The 18153-nt window shown below is 55.3% G+C and carries 15 protein-coding genes; 12 read left to right on the top strand and 3 right to left on the bottom strand.

Going from position 1 to position 18153, the window contains the following annotated elements; translation table 11 throughout:
- Positions 1–13: 13 nt before the first annotated feature.
- The gene (gene focA, locus OJ965_RS14710) at positions 14–874 is read right to left on the bottom strand and encodes a formate transporter FocA (protein WP_009091118.1); all 861 of its coding nucleotides are present in this window, start codon (positions 872–874) and stop codon (positions 14–16) included.
- A 372-nt stretch (positions 875–1246) separates the two neighbouring features.
- Positions 1247–3010: a 30S ribosomal protein S12 methylthiotransferase accessory factor YcaO gene (ycaO, locus tag OJ965_RS14705; protein WP_111207948.1), complete on the bottom strand. Its 1764-nt coding sequence runs from the start codon at positions 3008–3010 to the stop codon at positions 1247–1249.
- Positions 3011–3324: 314 nt separating this feature from the next.
- Here ycaO and serC point away from each other — a divergent pair, with 314 nt between their 5' ends.
- The 12 genes from serC to OJ965_RS14645 all read left to right on the top strand — a co-directional run bounded on the left by serC (position 3325) and on the right by OJ965_RS14645 (position 17333).
- On the top strand, positions 3325–4410 hold the full coding sequence (gene serC, locus OJ965_RS14700) for a 3-phosphoserine/phosphohydroxythreonine transaminase (protein WP_009091114.1): 1086 nt from the start codon (positions 3325–3327) through the stop codon (positions 4408–4410).
- An 82-nt stretch (positions 4411–4492) separates the two neighbouring features.
- Positions 4493–5779, top strand: coding sequence for a 3-phosphoshikimate 1-carboxyvinyltransferase (gene aroA / locus OJ965_RS14695; RefSeq protein WP_265136638.1), 1287 nt, complete (start codon positions 4493–4495; stop codon positions 5777–5779).
- A 198-nt stretch (positions 5780–5977) separates the two neighbouring features.
- A complete protein-coding gene (gene cmk / locus OJ965_RS14690) occupies positions 5978–6664 on the top strand; it encodes a (d)CMP kinase (protein WP_009091111.1) in 687 nt (228 codons plus the stop codon).
- Positions 6665–6772: 108 nt separating this feature from the next.
- On the top strand, positions 6773–8446 hold the full coding sequence (gene rpsA, locus OJ965_RS14685; RefSeq protein WP_009091109.1) for a 30S ribosomal protein S1: 1674 nt from the start codon (positions 6773–6775) through the stop codon (positions 8444–8446).
- An 82-nt stretch (positions 8447–8528) separates the two neighbouring features.
- Positions 8529–8813, top strand: a complete 285-nt coding sequence (ihfB, locus tag OJ965_RS14680) for an integration host factor subunit beta (RefSeq protein ID WP_003849360.1) — start codon at positions 8529–8531, stop codon at positions 8811–8813.
- Positions 8814–9017: 204 nt separating this feature from the next.
- On the top strand, positions 9018–11273 hold the full coding sequence (locus OJ965_RS14675; RefSeq protein ID WP_265136623.1) for a DNA internalization-related competence protein ComEC/Rec2: 2256 nt from the start codon (positions 9018–9020) through the stop codon (positions 11271–11273).
- Between the two features lie 34 nt (positions 11274–11307).
- Complete coding sequence (gene msbA, locus OJ965_RS14670; protein WP_046101523.1) at positions 11308–13056, top strand: lipid A ABC transporter ATP-binding protein/permease MsbA; 1749 nt, start codon at positions 11308–11310, stop codon at positions 13054–13056.
- The gene (lpxK, locus tag OJ965_RS14665; protein ID WP_265136610.1) at positions 13053–14039 is read left to right on the top strand and encodes a tetraacyldisaccharide 4'-kinase; all 987 of its coding nucleotides are present in this window, start codon (positions 13053–13055) and stop codon (positions 14037–14039) included. The genes msbA and lpxK overlap by 4 nt, the downstream gene beginning before the upstream one ends.
- A 41-nt stretch (positions 14040–14080) precedes the next feature.
- A complete protein-coding gene (locus OJ965_RS14660; RefSeq protein WP_265136608.1) occupies positions 14081–15295 on the top strand; it encodes a winged helix-turn-helix domain-containing protein in 1215 nt (404 codons plus the stop codon).
- Positions 15296–15399: 104 nt separating this feature from the next.
- Complete coding sequence (locus OJ965_RS14655) at positions 15400–15582, top strand: Trm112 family protein (RefSeq protein WP_009091101.1); 183 nt, start codon at positions 15400–15402, stop codon at positions 15580–15582.
- Positions 15579–16328: a 3-deoxy-manno-octulosonate cytidylyltransferase gene (kdsB, locus tag OJ965_RS14650; protein ID WP_265136605.1), complete on the top strand. Its 750-nt coding sequence runs from the start codon at positions 15579–15581 to the stop codon at positions 16326–16328. The genes OJ965_RS14655 and kdsB overlap by 4 nt, the downstream gene beginning before the upstream one ends.
- Before the next feature lie 111 nt (positions 16329–16439).
- A complete protein-coding gene (locus OJ965_RS14645; protein ID WP_140924423.1) occupies positions 16440–17333 on the top strand; it encodes a protein kinase family protein in 894 nt (297 codons plus the stop codon).
- Here OJ965_RS14645 and elyC read toward each other — a convergent pair.
- Complete coding sequence (gene elyC, locus OJ965_RS14640; RefSeq protein ID WP_154928063.1) at positions 17313–18098, bottom strand: envelope biogenesis factor ElyC; 786 nt, start codon at positions 18096–18098, stop codon at positions 17313–17315. The genes OJ965_RS14645 and elyC overlap by 21 nt on opposite strands.
- Positions 18099–18153: the final 55 nt, after the last annotated feature.

Here is an 18153-nt window from a genome sequence, read left to right as displayed (position 1 = left end):
ATCAAAAATACGTTTAGTGTACCGGGTCACCTTTACGGAGATAGATCACCCAGTAAGTCAGACCCACCAGAACGCCGCCGCCAATGATGTTACCCAGGGTTACGGGGATCAGATTGTCGAGAATAAAGTGAGTGACGGTCAGTGAGTGAAACTGTGCTGCCGTCGCCCCTGCCGCCTGCCAGAACTCGGGTGTCGCAAAGTCGCGGATAGTAATGGCATAGGGGATCAGAAACATGTTGGCGATACTGTGTTCGAAACCACTGGCTACAAACATCGAAACGGGCAGAATCATCACCACCAGCTTATCGGTCAGGCTACGGCCGGAATAACTCATCCAGACCGCGAGGCAGACCAGCAGATTAGCCAATGTGCCCAGGCAGACCGCTTCAATAAAGGTGTGGTGCATTTTGTGATCGGCGGTCTGCAGCACATTTAATCCCCAGGCACCGTTAGCAACCATATGTTGTCCGGCAAACCACATCAGGGCGACAAAGAAGAGGGCACCGCCCAGGTTACCGACATAAACGTTGATCCAGTTACGTGCCAGCTGACCCCAGCTGATACGTCCACTGGCTTTGGCCACAACGATGAGGACCGTCGATGTGAAGAGATCGGCACCACACACGACGACCAGCATCAGGCCGAGTGAGAAGCAGATACCCCCAATCAGTTTGGCTATGCCATAGGGCATGGTGCCGCTGCCGGTGGTGGCTGTGATATAAAAAACGAATGCGATTGAGATAAATACGCCAGCGGTTAACGCCAGAAAGAAAGTGGTAAAGGGGTGTTTGGTGGCTTTATAAATTCCGGCATCTTCAGCAACTTTTGCCATTGCGGCCGGAAGTAATAGATTAAAAGGGTTGTCAGTTTTCACACTAACTTACTCCAGAAGTTGTCTGAAAAAATAGTAACAAAGGAGTAGTAGCAAGTAATTGATGTGGATCATGTTTGCCAGAACGGTAACCATTTTGTCACAGGAAAACTGAATGATTTTTTTTGTAATATATTGAATTTATTGCATTAAATTTTTTTTAAAATATGCAGGATTATTTTAATGTCAGGTCTGTGATTGCCTGTCCGGAATGGCGTTTGTAACTTATTGGTCATCCGTATGTTAAATAAAACAATGGGATGTTGCGGGAAAGGGATTTAATGCAGCTAATGTTTCATGAAAAGAAAATAGCATGGCACCCGGTAAATGCAGTGCCATGCCGGATCGACTATCGACCCGCTGACGCGTCAGGAATTACGCGTTTTTCCAGTAGCGGCGTTTGGCCGTTTGCAGTTTTTCGTAAGCCGCAAGCAGAGACTGATGAGCCGGGAATGCCAGCAGCTCATCATCAACCGCCTGAAGTCCGTTAAACGGCTGTTCACCACTAATGGCGGCCGAGGCGGCTTCCACTGCGCTTTCACCATACATCCGCGTGAAGGCATGATGGTATTGCAGCGGGTCACGCTCATCTTCCATCGCTAATAGCAGCAGGGTCTGCAGGCAGCGGTAGTAATTTGCCCGCTCTGGCGTAAAGACAGAGCTGTTAAATTCCATTGTCCACTCTGTCCAGATCAGAGCCTGCTCCAGATCGCCACCCGCCAGAGCCAGCATCGCCTTTAATTCACCGATACGCAGCGTCGACCAGCCGTTATCTTTACCGGTGGCCAGACCCAGCAGCTCGCGGACGCGGGTAAAGTCATCGAAACCTTCGTCATCCAGTTGCCCGATTAAATCGAGATACTCTTCCGGATTCCAGTTGCTGTCAGGCAGTGCCAGCAGGGTTTCACGTATGCCCGCTCCCATGCTGTTATTTGCCAGGAAGAGGTCTTCTGCCGGATAGATATCAGACATGCCAGGCACGATGATGCGACAGGCGTAGACACCCAGATGCTCATAGTCAGCGATATAGACTTCCTGATCTTCTGAAGCAAAGATCGCCATCAGTGTGGCAAACTCCTCTTCAGTACTGCCTGCGAAGGACCAGTCCACAAAGGGATAATCCGCCGTCTCTTTAAACAGATCCCAGGAGATCAGGCCGCTTGAATCAATGAAATGGGTTTCAAGGTTGGCGTGCTCGGCGACTTCTTCATCGTCGAACGTCGGTGGGGTAAACACATCCAGATCTTTCAGGCTTCGGCCCTGCAGCAGTTCGGTGACGGTACGCTCCAGCGCAACGCCAAAATCGGGATGCGCCCCAAAGGAAGCAAAACAGGTCCCGTTGGCCGGGTTAAACAGCACCACGCAAATCACCGGATATTTACCGCCCAGTGAGGCGTCGTAGGCGAAAATCGGGAAACCTTCCGCTTCAAGACGGGCAATCGCTTCGATCACGTCAGGGTAGCGCTGCATCACCTCATCCGGGATCGCCGGCAGGCTGATAGCTTCAGCAATAATACGGTTTTTGATGTAGCGCTCAAACACCTCAGAGAGCCCCTGAACACGCGCTTCATTGGCCGTGTTACCCGCCGACATGCCGTTCGAGACATAGAGGTTACCAATGATATTCATCGGGATATAAACGGTTTGCTGGTCGGACTGGCGGGTAAACGGCAGGGCACAGATGCCCCGTTCAGCATTACCAGACTGCAGATCGATTAATCCGGACGCCGTCAGCGCCTGGTCTGGATCGTAAAAGGCGCGCAGACGCGGGTCCAGAATCCCCTCAGGTAAGGATTCATCCTCAGGGACAGCAAACCATTTTTCATTGGGATAGTGAACAAAATCGCCGTTCGCGATCTTTTTTCCAAGCCAGAAGTCAGCAAAGAAATAGTTCGTTGAGAGACGCTCAAAATATTCGCCCAGCGCGGAGGCCAGCGCCGCTTTTTTACTGGCGCCTTTGCCGTTGGTAAAACAGAGCGGGCAATCGCGGTCGCGAATATGCACAGACCAGACATGGGGAACAGGATTCAGCCAGGAAGCTTCTTCAATATTAAAGCCAAGATCCTGCAGCTTATTCTGGAAACGCGCAATGGAGTCTTCCAGTGCGGCATCTTTGCCCGGGATAAATGTTTGCGTCATAGTGCCGCTCTCTCAGTTGTCATAGGGTGCGTAAAGCGCGCCATGATACGGATTTTGCCTGAAGACCGCTATCAGGGCGGGATAAATTTACCGCCGTAGTTTTCCATTACTTCGCTTTACCGGCCAGACGCACTTTTATCGTGCTGAACGGCGCCTCACAAAATTTCGTGCAGGTTTGCATTGGTAACATAACATCCGGCGCGGCAGAGTCAGAAAATGTGACCGCCTCCTGATTTATGATTGCAGCTATCAGAATGCAGTGATAAAACCGGATGATTATTCATAACCGTTCGATATGACAGTGGTGAGGGGAAATGACGCAGGTTTATAATTTTAGCTCTGGCCCGGCGATGCTACCGGTAGAAGTGCTCCGTCGTGCAGAACAGGAACTGACGAACTGGCGCGGTCTGGGTACCTCTGTAATGGAGATCAGTCACCGCAGTAAAGAGTTTATTCAGGTGGCTGAGGAAGCCGAACAGGACTTCCGTGATCTGCTAAAAATCCCGGCCGGTTACAAAGTTTTATTCTGTCATGGGGGCGCACGTGCGCAGTTCGCTGCCGTGCCGGGCAATCTGCTGGGTTCAGCGACAACGGCCGACTATGTTGATGGCGGTTACTGGGCGCACAGTGCCATTAAAGAGGCGGAAAAGTATTGCTCCCCGCGCACGCTGGATGTCAAAACAACCCGTGACGGTAAACGTGCCATTCTACCGATGCGCGAATGGGCCGTCAGCGAAGCGTCCGCTTACCTGCACTACTGTCCGAATGAGACCATCGACGGCATCGCTATTGATGAACAGCCCGATTTTGGCAGCAAAACCGTGGTCGCTGACTTCTCCTCTACCATTCTTTCACGTCCGATTGATGTCAGCCGTTATGGTGTGATCTATGCCGGCGCGCAGAAGAATGTGGGCCCGGCTGGTTTGACGCTGGTCATCGTACGCGAAGATCTGCTGGGTCAGGCACACAGCTCTGTTCCCTCTATCCTTGATTACAAAGTTCTGGCCGATAACGACTCCATGTTTAATACGCCACCGACTTTTGCCTGGTACCTTTCGGGTCTGGTGTTTAAATGGCTGAAAGAGAAAGGCGGTGTAGCTGAAATTGATCGCATCAATCAGGCAAAATCTGACCTGCTTTACGGTGTGATTGATGGCAGCGACTTCTATCGCAATGATGTGGCGACAGAAAACCGCTCGCGGATGAACATTCCTTTCCAGCTGGCCGATGCCTCACTGGATGCGCTGTTCCTGGAAGAGTCATTTAAGAATGGATTACATGCGCTTAAAGGACATCGTGTAGTAGGTGGTATGCGCGCCTCTATTTATAATGCGATGCCGCTGGAAGGTGTTAAGGCCCTGACCGACTTCATGGTCGATTTTGAACGCCGTCACGGCTAACCGATAAGATATCAGCACTGATGCTGATGCCAGACCTCGTCCTGCGACGAGGTCTCTGTATTTTTTGAGGATTTCGTTTCACATGCAGGACTCCCTGACTCTCCAACCGATTGCGCGCGTCGACGGCACGGTAAATCTGCCTGGCTCCAAGAGTGTTTCCAATCGTGCACTGCTGCTGGCTGCACTGGCAAAAGGTACCACCCGACTCACCAATTTACTCGACAGCGATGATGTAAAACACATGCTGAATGCGCTGACCGCACTGGGCGTCAGCTATACGCTTTCAGACGATCGCACCGTGTGTGAAGTGACGGGGAATGGCGGCGCGCTGCACGCCGCACAACCGCTGTCGCTGTTTCTGGGAAATGCCGGAACCGCAATGCGCCCGCTGGCCGCAGCACTTTGCCTGGGTCAGCACGATGTCGAACTGACCGGCGAACCACGCATGAAAGAGCGCCCAATCGGCCATCTGGTGGATGCGCTTCGTCAGGGTGGAGCGGCCATTGAGTATCTGGAAAACGAACACTATCCGCCGCTGCGTTTACGCGGGGGGTTTACCGGCGGTGACGTCAGTGTGGATGGCAGCGTCTCCAGTCAGTTCCTGACGGCACTACTGATGACTGCGCCGCTGGCTCAGCAGGACACCTGCATCACCATTAAAGGCGATCTGGTATCAAAACCCTACATCGACATCACGCTCAATCTGATGCAGTGCTTTGGCGTCGACGTTGAAAATCAGAACTATCAACGCTTCCTGATCAAAGGTGCGCAGCAGTATCAGTCGCCAGGGGATTACCTGGTCGAAGGCGACGCCTCTTCCGCCTCCTATTTCCTGGCCGCCGCCGCGATCAAAGGCGGAACGGTTCGGGTCACCGGGATCGGACGTAACAGCGTGCAGGGTGACATCCGTTTTGCTGACGTGCTGGAAAAGATGGGCGCGAGCATTGAGTGGGGCGATGACTATATTGCCTGCACCGCCGGAAAACTGCAGGCGATCGACATGGATATGAACCATATCCCGGACGCGGCGATGACCATTGCGACCACGGCACTGTTTGCAGAAGGGACAACGCAGTTACGTAATATTTATAACTGGCGGGTAAAAGAGACCGACCGGTTGAGCGCGATGGCCACTGAACTGCGTAAAGTGGGCGCAGAGGTCGAAGAGGGCCATGACTACATCCGCATCACGCCGCCAGCGACACTGATTCATGCGGATATTGGCACCTATAACGATCACCGTATGGCGATGTGTTTTTCTCTGGTGGCGCTCTCTGATACGCCGGTCACCATTCTTGATCCAGGCTGTACGGCAAAAACCTTCCCGGACTATTTTGTGCAGCTTGAGAAAATCAGCCAGCGCGCCTGACAGACCTTCTCCGGTGCGTTCCCGCACCGGATTTTCCCTGATTTAATCTGGCTTTAATCGCCCGGATATCCTCTTATTTGACTAAATTTTCCCAGCCGCTCAGTGCGAAAGGGTAACCAAGCACGGCTATGCAGCGTATAATGCTAACCATAAAGGGTGGCCTTCAGGCCATGAAGCACGCAGCAACAGGAGGGAATAATGACAGTAACTGCCCCGGTCATAACTATCGATGGGCCAAGTGGCGCGGGGAAAGGAACCCTGTGCAAAGCCATGGCAGAATCGCTGCAGTGGCATCTGCTGGACTCCGGTGCTATTTATCGCGTGCTGGCGTTAGCCGCATTGCATCATCAGGTGGATATCGATTCGGAAGAGGCGTTAGTGCCGATTGCTGCACACCTTGATGTGCGCTTTGTCTCTCAAAAGGGTGAAATGCAGGTCATACTGGAAGGGGAGGATGTCACCGGCGAGATCCGTACGCAGGAGGTGAGCAACACCGCTTCCCGTGTCGCTGCCTTTCCCCGGGTGCGCGAAGCACTATTGCGCCGCCAGCGTGGTTTCCGCGAGATGCCGGGTCTGATTGCGGATGGCCGGGACATGGGCACCGTGGTTTTCCCGGATGCGCCAGTGAAAATTTTCCTGGATGCCGGCCCGGAAGAGCGCGCCCGGCGCCGTATGCTACAGTTGCAGGAAAAGGGCTTTAATGTTAACTTTGACCGCCTTTTAGCCGAGATAAAAGAGCGCGACGACCGCGATCGTAACCGCGCAATTGCGCCTCTGGTCGCCGCTGGCGATGCACTGGTATTAGACTCGACTGAGATGTCTATCGACCAGGTCATTGAAAAAGCGCTACACTATGCCCGCGAAAAGCTGGGCATCCCGGCTTAACTGAATTAATAACCCTGTACCACGGATCCGGTGCAGGGCATGTGAAACAACCCCATCCGACATGAAGTCAGATGGACGTTAAATTGAAGAATCCTGAAGATTATCAATATGACTGAATCTTTTGCTCAACTATTTGAAGAATCCTTAAAAACAATCGAAACCCGCCCGGGTTCTATCGTTCGTGGCATCGTCGTTTCTATCGACAAAGATGTCGTTCTGGTTGATGCGGGTCTGAAATCTGAATCTGCAATCCCTGCAGAGCAGTTCAAGAACGCAGCCGGCGAACTGGAAATCCAGGTTGGCGACGAAGTTGATGTTGCTCTGGATGCAGTGGAAGACGGCTTCGGTGAAACCCTGCTGTCCCGTGAGAAAGCTAAGCGCCATGAAGCATGGATCACGCTGGAGAAAGCTTACGAAGACGCTGAAACTGTTACCGGTGTTATCAACGGCAAAGTTAAAGGCGGCTTCACAGTTGAGCTGAACGGTATCCGTGCGTTCCTGCCAGGTTCACTGGTTGATGTGCGTCCGGTGCGCGATACGCTGCACCTGGAAGGCAAAGAGCTTGAGTTCAAAGTAATCAAGCTGGATCAGAAACGCAACAACGTCGTGGTTTCACGTCGTGCCGTTATCGAATCTGAAAACAGCGCAGAGCGCGATCAGCTGCTGGAAAACCTGCAGGAAGGCATGGAAGTTAAAGGTATCGTTAAGAACCTCACTGACTACGGTGCATTCGTTGATCTGGGCGGCGTTGACGGCCTGCTGCACATCACTGATATGGCGTGGAAGCGCGTTAAGCATCCAAGCGAAATCGTTAACGTTGGCGACGAAATCACCGTTAAGGTGCTGAAGTTCGACCGCGAGCGTACCCGTGTTTCTCTGGGTCTGAAGCAGCTGGGCGAAGATCCATGGGTTGCTATCGCTAAACGCTATCCGGAAGGCACCCGCCTGACCGGTCGTGTGACCAACCTGACTGACTACGGCTGCTTCGTGGAAATCGAAGAAGGCGTTGAAGGTCTGGTACACGTTTCTGAAATGGACTGGACCAACAAAAACATCCATCCGTCTAAAGTTGTTAACGTAGGCGATGTGGTTGAAGTTATGGTTCTGGACATCGACGAAGAGCGTCGTCGTATCTCCCTGGGTCTGAAGCAGTGTAAATCTAACCCATGGCAGCTGTTCGCTGAGACGCACAACAAAGGCGATCGTGTTGAAGGTAAAATCAAGTCAATCACTGACTTCGGTATCTTCATCGGCCTGGACGGCGGCATCGATGGTCTGGTTCACCTGTCTGACATCTCCTGGAACGCGACTGGCGAAGAAGCCGTTCGTGAGTACAAAAAAGGCGACGAAATCGCTGCCGTTGTACTGCAGGTTGATGCAGAGCGCGAGCGTATCTCTCTGGGCGTTAAACAGCTGGCAGAAGATCCGTTCAACAACTACATCACTCTGAACAAGAAAGGTGCGATCGTCACCGGTAAAGTGACTGCAGTTGATGCTAAAGGTGCTACAGTTGAATTAGCAGACGGCGTTGAGGGTTACCTGCGCGCTTCTGAAGCTTCACTGGACCGCATTGAAGACGCTACTCTGGTTCTGAACGTTGGCGACGACGTTGAAGCTAAGTTCACCGGCGTTGATCGTAAAAACCGTGTCGTAAGCCTGTCTGTCCGTGCGAAAGACCAGGCTGATGAGAAAGAAGCTATCAACACTGTTAACACCAAACAGGAAGAAGGCAACTTCTCTAACGCGATGGCTGAAGCGTTCAAAGCGGCTAAAGGCGAGTAATCGACCTGAAGCACCGGGTGGGCAACCACCCGGTTTCGGTAAAAGCTGTCATACTTTCCCTGAGGGATAAACCGGAGGTTACATGACCAAGTCAGAACTGATTGAAAGACTGGCGGGACAGCATACTCATATACCGGCGAAAGTCGTTGAGGATGCAGTAAAAGAGATGCTCGAGCACATGGCCACGACGCTGGCACAGGGTGAGCGCATCGAAATCCGGGGATTCGGCAGCTTTTCTTTGCACTATCGCGCTCCGCGCACCGGGCGTAACCCGAAAACGGGTGACAAAGTGGATCTGGAAGGTAAATACGTTCCTCACTTTAAGCCAGGCAAAGAGCTGCGCGATCGCGCAAATATTTACGGCTAAGCCGATACCGAACCCGATAAACGACATCTCCGGATGTCGTTTTTTTTTGCCCGCTATCCTGTTTGCGATCGGCTATCCATGCTGTTCTCATCTGACGCTATCCATCGCAAGTTTTTTGCGAGCCCGCTCGGGCCAGCGCAATTCTCTCCTGTTACTTTCTCCTGAGGGGTTCAGACTTACCGAACTGACCCGATGGATATGATTATGCTGACATGGACTGTTCTGGCGCGACTGACGATTGTGGCCACACTGCCGCTACTGCTGATGGCCCGGCTGCCTTCAGGCCAGATGATACTGATGTTCCTTCTTACCGGTCTGGCGCTGCTGCATTCTCCTTATCAGCCCGTTCGTCTGATCGGTATCACGCTGCTGCTTCTGAGCTGGGCGTGCTATGACGCCCGTCTGATGGTGCGGGACATTGAACATTTCTCTGCACGTACCAGGAGCTACACGATTCAGATCGCTGAACTGCGCCAGGCGCGCAGGCAAATTCAGGTTCGCCTGCTGGAAGAAGAGGGCAGGAGGATATTTCCGCCGCGCTTTGCCTGGATCTATTTCGATGCTGACTCAGCGCTCTACTGTCCCGGACAGCGCTGGACGATGCAACTGCGTCTGCGTCCGGTCCATGCCCGTCTCAACGAAGGCGATTTTGATGCCCAGCGTTTCGCACTCGCTAACAATACGCCGCTACAGGGTCGGATCCTGAAGCAGGTCGCAATTGATGAGCGCTGTGACGCGCGCTGGCGGTTTATTCTGGGGCATCGGGAGAACACCCGAGGCCTCGCTTCACGGGCGACGCTGGAAGCGCTGGCGTTTGGCGTTCGTGATGAGATGAGCCAGCAGACACGTCAGCTTCTGCGGGAGACGGGCACTGCGCACCTGATGGCGATCTCCGGTATGCACATCGCCTTAGCGGCCAGCACCGGCTGGCTGATTGCGCGCGGCGTGCAGTTCTTTTTGCCAGTCCGCTGTGTCGGCTATCTTTTTCCTCTCATCGTGAGCTGGCTGTTCGCCGCACTCTATACCTGGCTTTCAGGGGCGCAGCCGCCCGCAGAGCGTTCATTGCTTGCCCTGACGCTATGGGGAATAACCCGGACTGCCGGTATTCAGCTGAACAGCTGGCAGGTCTGGACATTCTGTATTGCACTGCTGCTGGTGGCAGAACCCTTAACCGTACTCTCTGACAGTTTCTGGCTCTCGGTACTGGCTGTCGGCATGCTGCTGGTCTGGTATCACTGGTTTCCCTTGCCGGCCGCGCTTCGGCACCAACGACGCTGGCTGCCACTTCAGCTGCTGCATCTGCAGGCAGGCATGATGATTTTAATGGTACCGCTGCAGGTGGCGATTTTTAACGGCATCAGCCTGACGGCCCTGATGGCAAATTTCGTCGCGATTCCGGTTGTCTCATTCATTACCATGCCCCTGATGACGCTCGCCATGCTGTTGCCGGTCACACAGCTCTCCGGCTTCTTCTGGAGCGCGGCCGATCTTTCCCTGCGAGCGCTGTTTTACTGCCTGAAGCAGCTGCCGTCGGGCTGGTATCCACTGAGTGGCACAACCTGGTTTACGGTCATGGTCTGGGGCGGCCTGATCCTCTGGCGCGCGCAGCTCTTTTTCGCTTTTCCTGTGAGCAGCAGCGCGATAGCCCTGGCGATGATACTCAGTCGCCAGCCCAATCAGGAACGGGGTTGGCGTATCGATATGCTGGATATCGGACACGGACTGAGCCTGGTGATCAGCCAGGGCGACGAGGCGGTGATCTATGACACCGGGCCACGCTGGCAGAACGATAATGCAGGCAGTCGGGTGATTATTCCGTGGCTGGAGCGCAGGCAGCTGCGCCTGAAGCAGGTGATCCTCAGCCATAAACATCTTGATCATACCGGCGGGCTGGATGCGATCAAAAAGCGCTGGCCCGCAGCTGAAATCAGAAGTGCGCTGGCGGACAGGACGCACTTACCCTGTGTGCGTGGCACGCAGTGGCGCTGGCGACAGCTCACTTTTCGGGTCATCTGGCCGCTGACGGCCCCTTTACCCGGTGGAAACAACGACTCCTGCGTGATGATTGTTGATGATGGTCAGGTGCGGCTGATGTTAACCGGCGATATTGAAGCCAGGGCGGAGCGTCAGCTGGTGGCCCTGGAAAAGGAGGGATTGAAAGTCGATATCCTGCAGGTGCCGCACCACGGCAGTCGCACTTCGTCCACCTCACTGCTGCTGCGCAAAGCGGCAGGTCACACCGCCATCGCCTCTCTGGCGCGCTACAATGCATGGCGTATGCCTGCAAAACGGGTCGTGGAAGCCTATCACGCCGCCGGTTTTCACTGGCTGGATACCGGGCAGTCAGGGCAAATCAGCATCAGGATAGAGCAGGGCAGCGTGCAGGTTTTCAGCCTGCGGGATCAATTAATGCCCCGTTGGTATCATCAGTGGTTTGGCGTCAAACGTGATTCCAGGTAGAATGGCCGGCTATTTCCAACAGCGTGAATAAATAATGCATCAAGATAAAGATCTCTCTACGTGGCAGACGTTCCGCCGACTCTGGCCGATGATCGCGCCAAATAAAGCGGGATTAATTGTGGCCTCTGTCGCCCTGATTATTAATGCTGCGGGCGACGCCTTAATGCTCTCCCTGTTGAAACCGTTACTGGATGATGGTTTTGGTAAAGCCGACCGGTCAGTAATGCTTTGGATGCCGTTGGTGGTGATCGGCCTGATGCTGGTACGTGGCGTAACCAGCTATATCTCCAGCTACTGCATCTCCTGGGTCTCCGGCAATGTCGTGATGAATATTCGCCGTCGCCTGTTCAGCCATATGATGGGCATGCCGGTTTCGTTTTTTGACCAGCAGTCGACCGGCACCCTGCTGTCGCGTATCACTTATGACTCTGAACAGGTCGCCTCCTCCTCTTCCGGTGCGCTGGTCACCGTGGTGCGTGAAGGGGCGTCGATTATTGGCCTGTTTATCATGATGTTCTACTACAGCTGGCAGCTGTCGTTAATCCTGATCGTGCTGGCACCTATCGTCTCCTTTGCCATCCGCACAGTTTCTAAGCGCTTCCGTTCAATCAGCAAAAGTATGCAGAACACCATGGGGCAGGTGACCACCAGCGCCGAGCAGATGCTGAAAGGACATAAAGAGGTACTGATTTTTGGCGGTCAGGAAATTGAGTCAGAGCGCTTTAACCGCGTCAGTAACCGTATGCGTCAGCAGGGAATGAAGCTGGTCTCAGCCTCCTCTATTTCCGATCCGGTGATTCAACTGATCGCCTCTCTGGCCCTGGCTTTTGTCCTTTACGCCGCCAGTTTCCCGAGCGTCATGGATACCCTGACCGCTGGCACCATCACCGTGGTCTTCTCTTCGATGATTGCTCTGATGCGCCCGCTTAAGTCTCTGACCAACGTCAATGCCCAGTTCCAGCGCGGCATGGCAGCCTGTCAGACCCTGTTCTCCATTCTGGACAGTGAACAGGAAGTGGACAATGGCACCCGCGAAATTACCCGCGCCAAAGGCGATATTGAGTTCCGCGACGTGACCTTTACCTATCCGGGCCGTGAAGTCCCGGCACTGCGCAATATCAATCTGTCGCTGCCCGCCGGAAAAACGGTCGCGCTGGTGGGCCGTTCCGGCTCCGGTAAGTCCACGATGGCGAGCCTGCTGACCCGCTTTTATGACATCCAGCAGGGTGAAATTCTGCTGGACGGTTTTGACCTGCGTGAGTACACCCTGCGTTCGCTGCGTAATCAGGTGGCGCTGGTGTCGCAGAATGTGCATCTTTTCAACGACACGATTGCCAATAACATCGCCTATGCGCGCAGTGAGCAATACAGCCGTGAGGAGATCGAACGGGCAGCGACCATGGCGCACGCCATGGACTTTATCAATAAAATGGATAAAGGCCTGGATACGGTCATTGGTGAGAATGGCGTGCTGCTGTCTGGCGGCCAGCGTCAGCGTATTGCCATCGCCCGTGCCCTGCTGCGCGATTGTCCGATTCTGATCCTTGATGAAGCGACCTCAGCTCTGGATACCGAGTCCGAACGTGCGATTCAGTCAGCCCTGGATGAGTTGCAGAAGAACCGCACCTCGCTGGTGATTGCGCATCGACTCTCCACGATTGAGAAAGCGGATGAGATTGTGGTGATTGAAGATGGTCAGATCGTTGAACGTGGAACGCATCAGGTGCTGCTGGCTGAACGCGGTGCCTATGCCCAGCTGCACAAGATGCAATTCGGCCAATGATTGAACGTATCTGGAGTGGTCGCTCACCGCTGTGGCTTCTGCTCTGGCCATTAAGCCTGCTGTATGGGGCGATTACGGCTCTGATACGTTTCAGTTACCGCCGGGGCTGGCGAAAAAGCTGGCGTGCGCCCTTGCCGGTTGTGGTGGTGGGTAACTTAACCGCTGGCGGCAATGGAAAAACGCCGGTGGTGATCTGGCTGGTTGAGGCGCTGCAGCAGCGCGGGCTGCGTGTGGGGGTCGTCTCCAGGGGATATGGCGGCAAGGCGGATCACTATCCTCTGCGTGTGACCACCCAGACCGGCACCGATCAGGCCGGGGATGAACCGGTCCTGATTGCCCAGCGCACCGGGGCACCGGTCGCGGTCGCCCCCCGACGTCAACAGGCGATTGAGGCGTTACTGCAGCAGGGCCCGCTGGATGTCATTATCACGGATGATGGCCTGCAGCATTACGCTCTGCAGCGCGACCGGGAAATTGTGGTGGTGGATGGCCTGCGTCGCTTCGGTAATGGCTGGTGGTTGCCCGCCGGTCCGATGCGCGAACGAGCCAGTCGTCTGCAGCAGGTTGATGCGGTAATCATCAACGGCGGCGATGCACTGGCCGGCGAGATTGCCATGCATCTCCAGCCTGGCCTGGCCACTAATCTGCTGACCGGCGAAACCTGTCCGTTGCAGCAGCTGGAGGCAGTGGTGGCGATGGCCGGTATTGGTCATCCGCCCCGCTTTTTCAACACGCTGAAGCAGCAGGGTATGACGCCGCTGGCAGAAGTCGCCTTTGCCGATCATCACGCCTACAGCGAAGATGAGCTGACCCGCCTACTGCAGCCGGGCCAGCAACTGCTGATGACCGAAAAAGATGCGGTGAAATGCCGCCCGTTTGCCCAGCCGTCGTGGTGGTATCTGCCGGTAGATGCCCGGTTATCCGGCCAGGCCGTGACGCCCTTACTGGACGATATCGAACAGCTCAGTCGCCGCACGTCCTGACCCCCCAATGCGCATTCAGGTGAGGCCTGATAAGGAAAAGAATGAACTCCACGCATTCACTTTCGTTACAGCAGGCCCGTCACCTTCATCTTGCCGCTCAGGGCCTGCTGCGCGCCCCCGCAAAGCGCGCGGTCTATCAGGATCTGATCGCGTGCATCTCCCGCATGTCGCTGCTGCAGATTGATACGATCCATGTAGTGGCCCGCAGTCCCTATCTGGTGCTTTTCAGCCGTCTTGGTGACTTTCCACAGCGCTGGCTGGAACAGGCGCTGGCTGAGGGTGAGCTGTTTGAATACTGGGCGCACGAAGCCTGCTTTATTCCCCGCGCCGATTACCGGCTTCTGCGTCATCGCATGCTGTCGCCGGAGCGGCTGGGCTGGAAATATAGTGCGAAGTGGGTTGCTGAGCATCAGCAGGAGATAGCCGATCTCCTGCAGCAGATCAGGGAGAATGGGCCGGTACGGGCCGCCGACTTCAGCCATGCTGATAACCCCAAATCGGGATGGTGGGCATGGAAACCGCACAAGCGCCATCTGGAAAATCTCTTCAGCGCCGGTGAACTGATGGTTACCGAACGCCGCAATTTTCAGCGTGTCTATGACCTGCGCAGCCGCGTGATGCCTGACTGGCAGGATGCCATCCATGGTATCAGCGAAGCGGAAGCCATCCACCAGATGTTGCTGAACAGTGCCCGCAGTCTGGGTCTCTTTCGCACTGCCTGGCTGGCCGATTACTACCGTCTGAAACGGGCACCACTGAACGCGTTTATCGCCGAGGCGCAGGCAGCCGGAGAACTGGTGGCCGTCAACACGGAAGGGCTGGGGGCGATGTGGCTTCACCGGGACCTGCTGCCGTTACTGGAGACCCCGCTGCAGGCGACGCACAGCGCGCTCTTGTCGCCGTTTGATCCGGTGGTCTGGGATCGCAAACGTGCGCTGGAGCTGTTCAGCTTTGACTATCGTATCGAGTGCTATACCCCGGCGGAAAAGCGGAAATTTGGCTATTTTGTGCTGCCCATACTTCATCGCGGTCAGCTGAAAGGCCGGCTGGATGCCCGCATGCTGCGCAAGGCTAAACAGCTGGAAATTAAAAATATCTGGCTTGAAGAGAAGACCCGTGTGACGGCACGCTTCGTCGTGGATATCCGGCGCGCGATCGAACGTTTCGCCGCATGGCAGGGGGCAGAGAGCGTTGTCATCCTCAACATGCCAGAGGCCCTTAGCGAATGCTGGCCTGCGCTGTGGACACTGACATAATCTCTTTTGCGGCAGCTGCCGCAGAGAACGTTTTACCCCATCCCGCATGAAGCGGGCTATGGTATGCTTTACCCCTTAAGCATTTGCTCCCTGATGGAGGACATATGGATCATCGTTTACTCGAAATCGTTGCCTGCCCGGTCTGTAATGGCAAACTCTACTTTAACAATGCTCAGCAGGAGCTGATCTGCAAACCCGATGGCCTGGCCTTCCCGGTCAGAGAGGGGATTCCGGTACTGCTGGAAACAGAAGCCCGTACGCTCTCTGTTGAAGAGATTCATCCATGAGTTTCACCGCCATCATTCCTGCACGTTATGCGTCAACCCGCTTACCCGGCAAGCCGCTGCTCGATATTCATGGTAAACCGATGGTGGTGCATGTGATGGAGCGCGCCCGCGAGTCGGGTGCCAGCCGGGTCATTGTGGCCACCGATCATGCCGATGTGGCGCAGGCCGTGGAAGCGGCAGGCGGCGAAGTCTGCATGACGCGCGCCGATCATCAGTCCGGCACAGAGCGGCTGGCGGAAGTGATCGAAAAGTATCAGTTTGCTGATGATGAAATCATCGTCAACGTGCAGGGCGACGAACCGATGATTCCGGCAGAGATTGTGCGTCAGGTGGCGAATAATCTGGCGGGGTCGGCCGCGGGCATGGCGACGCTGGCCGTACCCATCACGCATGCGGAGGAAGCGTTTAATCCCAATGCGGTAAAAGTAGTCATGGATGCGCAGGGTTACGCGCTCTATTTTTCACGGGCGACTATCCCCTGGGATCGTGAACGCTATGCTGCGTCACGCGACCAGATTGGTGACACGCTACTGCGCCACATTGGTATTTACGCCTATCGGGCCGGTTTTATCCGCCGCTATGTTGCCTGGGCACCTTGTCCGCTGGAGCAGATTGAGCTGCTCGAACAGCTGCGGGTGTTATGGTACGGCGAGAAAATTCATGTTGCTGTTGCGCAAACTATTCCCAGCGTGGGGGTAGACACGCCAGACGATCTGCAACGAGTCCGCGAGGCCATGCAGGCCTGATTATCGGGGAGCCTGTCTCCCCGTTTCCGCACAACCTTATTGATCCGCCACTAAACTTATCGCCAACACTTCCTTCAGGATATTGTGATACTCATCTGAGGAGGATGCCGCATGGAAGAGCTTAAATCGGAACTCACGCTGGCGCTGGGGGAAACGATCAGCCGCCTCGAAATCATCAGCGAACAGCCGCCCACCCGACTTTATGCGTTATACGATCGGGAAGGCCTCCCTATGCCGGTCGTGGCAAAATATTTTCGTCATCAGGGCCGGGCAGCGATAGAAGCGAAAAAGCTGACGTTGCTCGGTCAGGCCGGACGGATTGCGGTGCCAGCCGTGTATGGTCTGGTGATGAGCCAGCGTCCTCCGGTTCATGAAATGCTTCTGCTGGCGCGACTCAATGGCGTGACGGCGGAGGCCCCGGCGCGGGATGCTCAGCGCTGGCAGCAGTTTTGTGAGCAGGTAGTCGAGGGGCTGCTTGCCTGGCATCGGCTCGACAGCCATGGGCTGGTGGGAACGGTGGACAGCACTCAGCAGAATCGCTGGCCCGCCTGGTATGCTCAGCGGGTTGAGGTGCTGTGGGCGACGCTGAATTATCTGCGACCTCCGGCTTTGACGCTCGAAGATCGCCAGATTCTGTTTCGCTGCCGGGCGCGGCTGGCGCATCTGTTCCGCGGCTTTGACGATCCCTGCGTAATGGTGCATGGCAACGTCCGGCTGCAAAGCATGCTGAAAAACAGCCGCAGCGATCAGCTAATCGCGATGACCCAGCCCGGCCCGCTCCTCTGGGCACCGCGTGAGATTGACCTCATCCATCTGGATGACTCTCCTGCTGAAACCGCGCTGCTGCACAGCTATCTGCAGCGGGCACCGGTTTCAGAGGGCTTTGTCTGGCGTCGTTGGGTTTATCAGGTGTGGGACTGCGTCGACCAGCTGATCCAGACCGGCACCTTTAATCGTCCCCGTTTTGACCATGCCTGCGCGCAGCTACTTCCCTGGCTCGGCTGAGTCCGGTTTCTCGCCTTTCAGCCTCTGCAATAGTGCGCCAAGCGTTTCATACACCGCCCGTTCGCTGTGACTCAGCCAGATCGGGGAGGGTATCGCCCGCTCCCATCCATTCAGCGGCGAGGTAATTGCCAGCTGGTTGGCGGGTGCGGCAATCGGCTGCAATCCGACCGCGTGGAAAAAACGTATTGCCCGCGGCATATGATTCGCGGATGTGACCAGCAGGAATGGATGTTCACCCACCACGCCTTTCACCGCCTGCGCCTCATCCGCCGTATCACGCGGCTGATCGAGAAGCTGAATATGTGCCGGGGGAACCCCTAAACTTTCGGCTACCTGTGCCGCGACCCAGGCGCTGCTCTTCGGATTGGTGCCGCCTGCGGCGCCGGTGAAAATCAGGGTCGATTGCGGATTGCGTTGCCACTGACGTACTCCTTCTGCCACGCGCGGCAGGCTGTTGTTCAGCAGGTTTGAGCTCGGTGCCCACGCCGGATTGAACGTGTAGCCTCCGCCCAGCACGACGATGTAATCCACCTCACGGCTGCCGTTCCAGGTCGGATAACGGCTATCCAGCGGCAACAGCAGGCGATCGGCCAGCGGTTGCAGACTCAGAAGCAGCAGTAACAGCCAGCTGACAGAGATCACGGTTTTACCGCTTTTCTGCCAGTCAGTCAGCCAAAGCAGTAAAATGCCCAATGCCATCAGCAAAAGCAGAAACGGCAGGGGTAAAAGCAGCCCGCCAATCACTTTTTTCAGGGTAAATAACATCAAAAACGCGTCCTGTTGTCCGAAAATAGAGCACCCGGAAGGGAAGATGGGGATG

Origin of the sequence: Pantoea anthophila, assembly GCF_026104315.1 — a bacterium.
GTDB classification, from domain to species: domain Bacteria; phylum Pseudomonadota; class Gammaproteobacteria; order Enterobacterales; family Enterobacteriaceae; genus Pantoea; species Pantoea anthophila.
Note: the sequence above shows the minus strand (reverse complement) of the source record. Positions and strands in the feature narration are given on the sequence as shown.

Bases quoted from the DNA above. Each gene is read 5' to 3' on its own strand.
- ycaO (WP_111207948.1), bottom strand. From the start codon at position 3,010: ATGACGCAAACATTTATCCCGGGCAAAGATGCCGCACTGGAAGACTCC.
- serC (WP_009091114.1), top strand. From the start codon at position 3,325: ATGACGCAGGTTTATAATTTTAGCTCTGGCCCGGCGATGCTACCGGTA.
- aroA (WP_265136638.1), top strand. From the start codon at position 4,493: ATGCAGGACTCCCTGACTCTCCAACCGATTGCGCGCGTCGACGGCACG.
- cmk (WP_009091111.1), top strand. From the start codon at position 5,978: ATGACAGTAACTGCCCCGGTCATAACTATCGATGGGCCAAGTGGCGCG.
- rpsA (WP_009091109.1), top strand. From the start codon at position 6,773: ATGACTGAATCTTTTGCTCAACTATTTGAAGAATCCTTAAAAACAATC.
- ihfB (WP_003849360.1), top strand. From the start codon at position 8,529: ATGACCAAGTCAGAACTGATTGAAAGACTGGCGGGACAGCATACTCAT.
- OJ965_RS14675 (WP_265136623.1), top strand. From the start codon at position 9,018: ATGCTGACATGGACTGTTCTGGCGCGACTGACGATTGTGGCCACACTG.
- msbA (WP_046101523.1), top strand. From the start codon at position 11,308: ATGCATCAAGATAAAGATCTCTCTACGTGGCAGACGTTCCGCCGACTC.
- lpxK (WP_265136610.1), top strand. From the start codon at position 13,053: ATGATTGAACGTATCTGGAGTGGTCGCTCACCGCTGTGGCTTCTGCTC.
- OJ965_RS14660 (WP_265136608.1), top strand. From the start codon at position 14,081: ATGAACTCCACGCATTCACTTTCGTTACAGCAGGCCCGTCACCTTCAT.
- OJ965_RS14655 (WP_009091101.1), top strand. From the start codon at position 15,400: ATGGATCATCGTTTACTCGAAATCGTTGCCTGCCCGGTCTGTAATGGC.
- kdsB (WP_265136605.1), top strand. From the start codon at position 15,579: ATGAGTTTCACCGCCATCATTCCTGCACGTTATGCGTCAACCCGCTTA.
- OJ965_RS14645 (WP_140924423.1), top strand. From the start codon at position 16,440: ATGGAAGAGCTTAAATCGGAACTCACGCTGGCGCTGGGGGAAACGATC.
- elyC (WP_154928063.1), bottom strand. From the start codon at position 18,098: ATGTTATTTACCCTGAAAAAAGTGATTGGCGGGCTGCTTTTACCCCTG.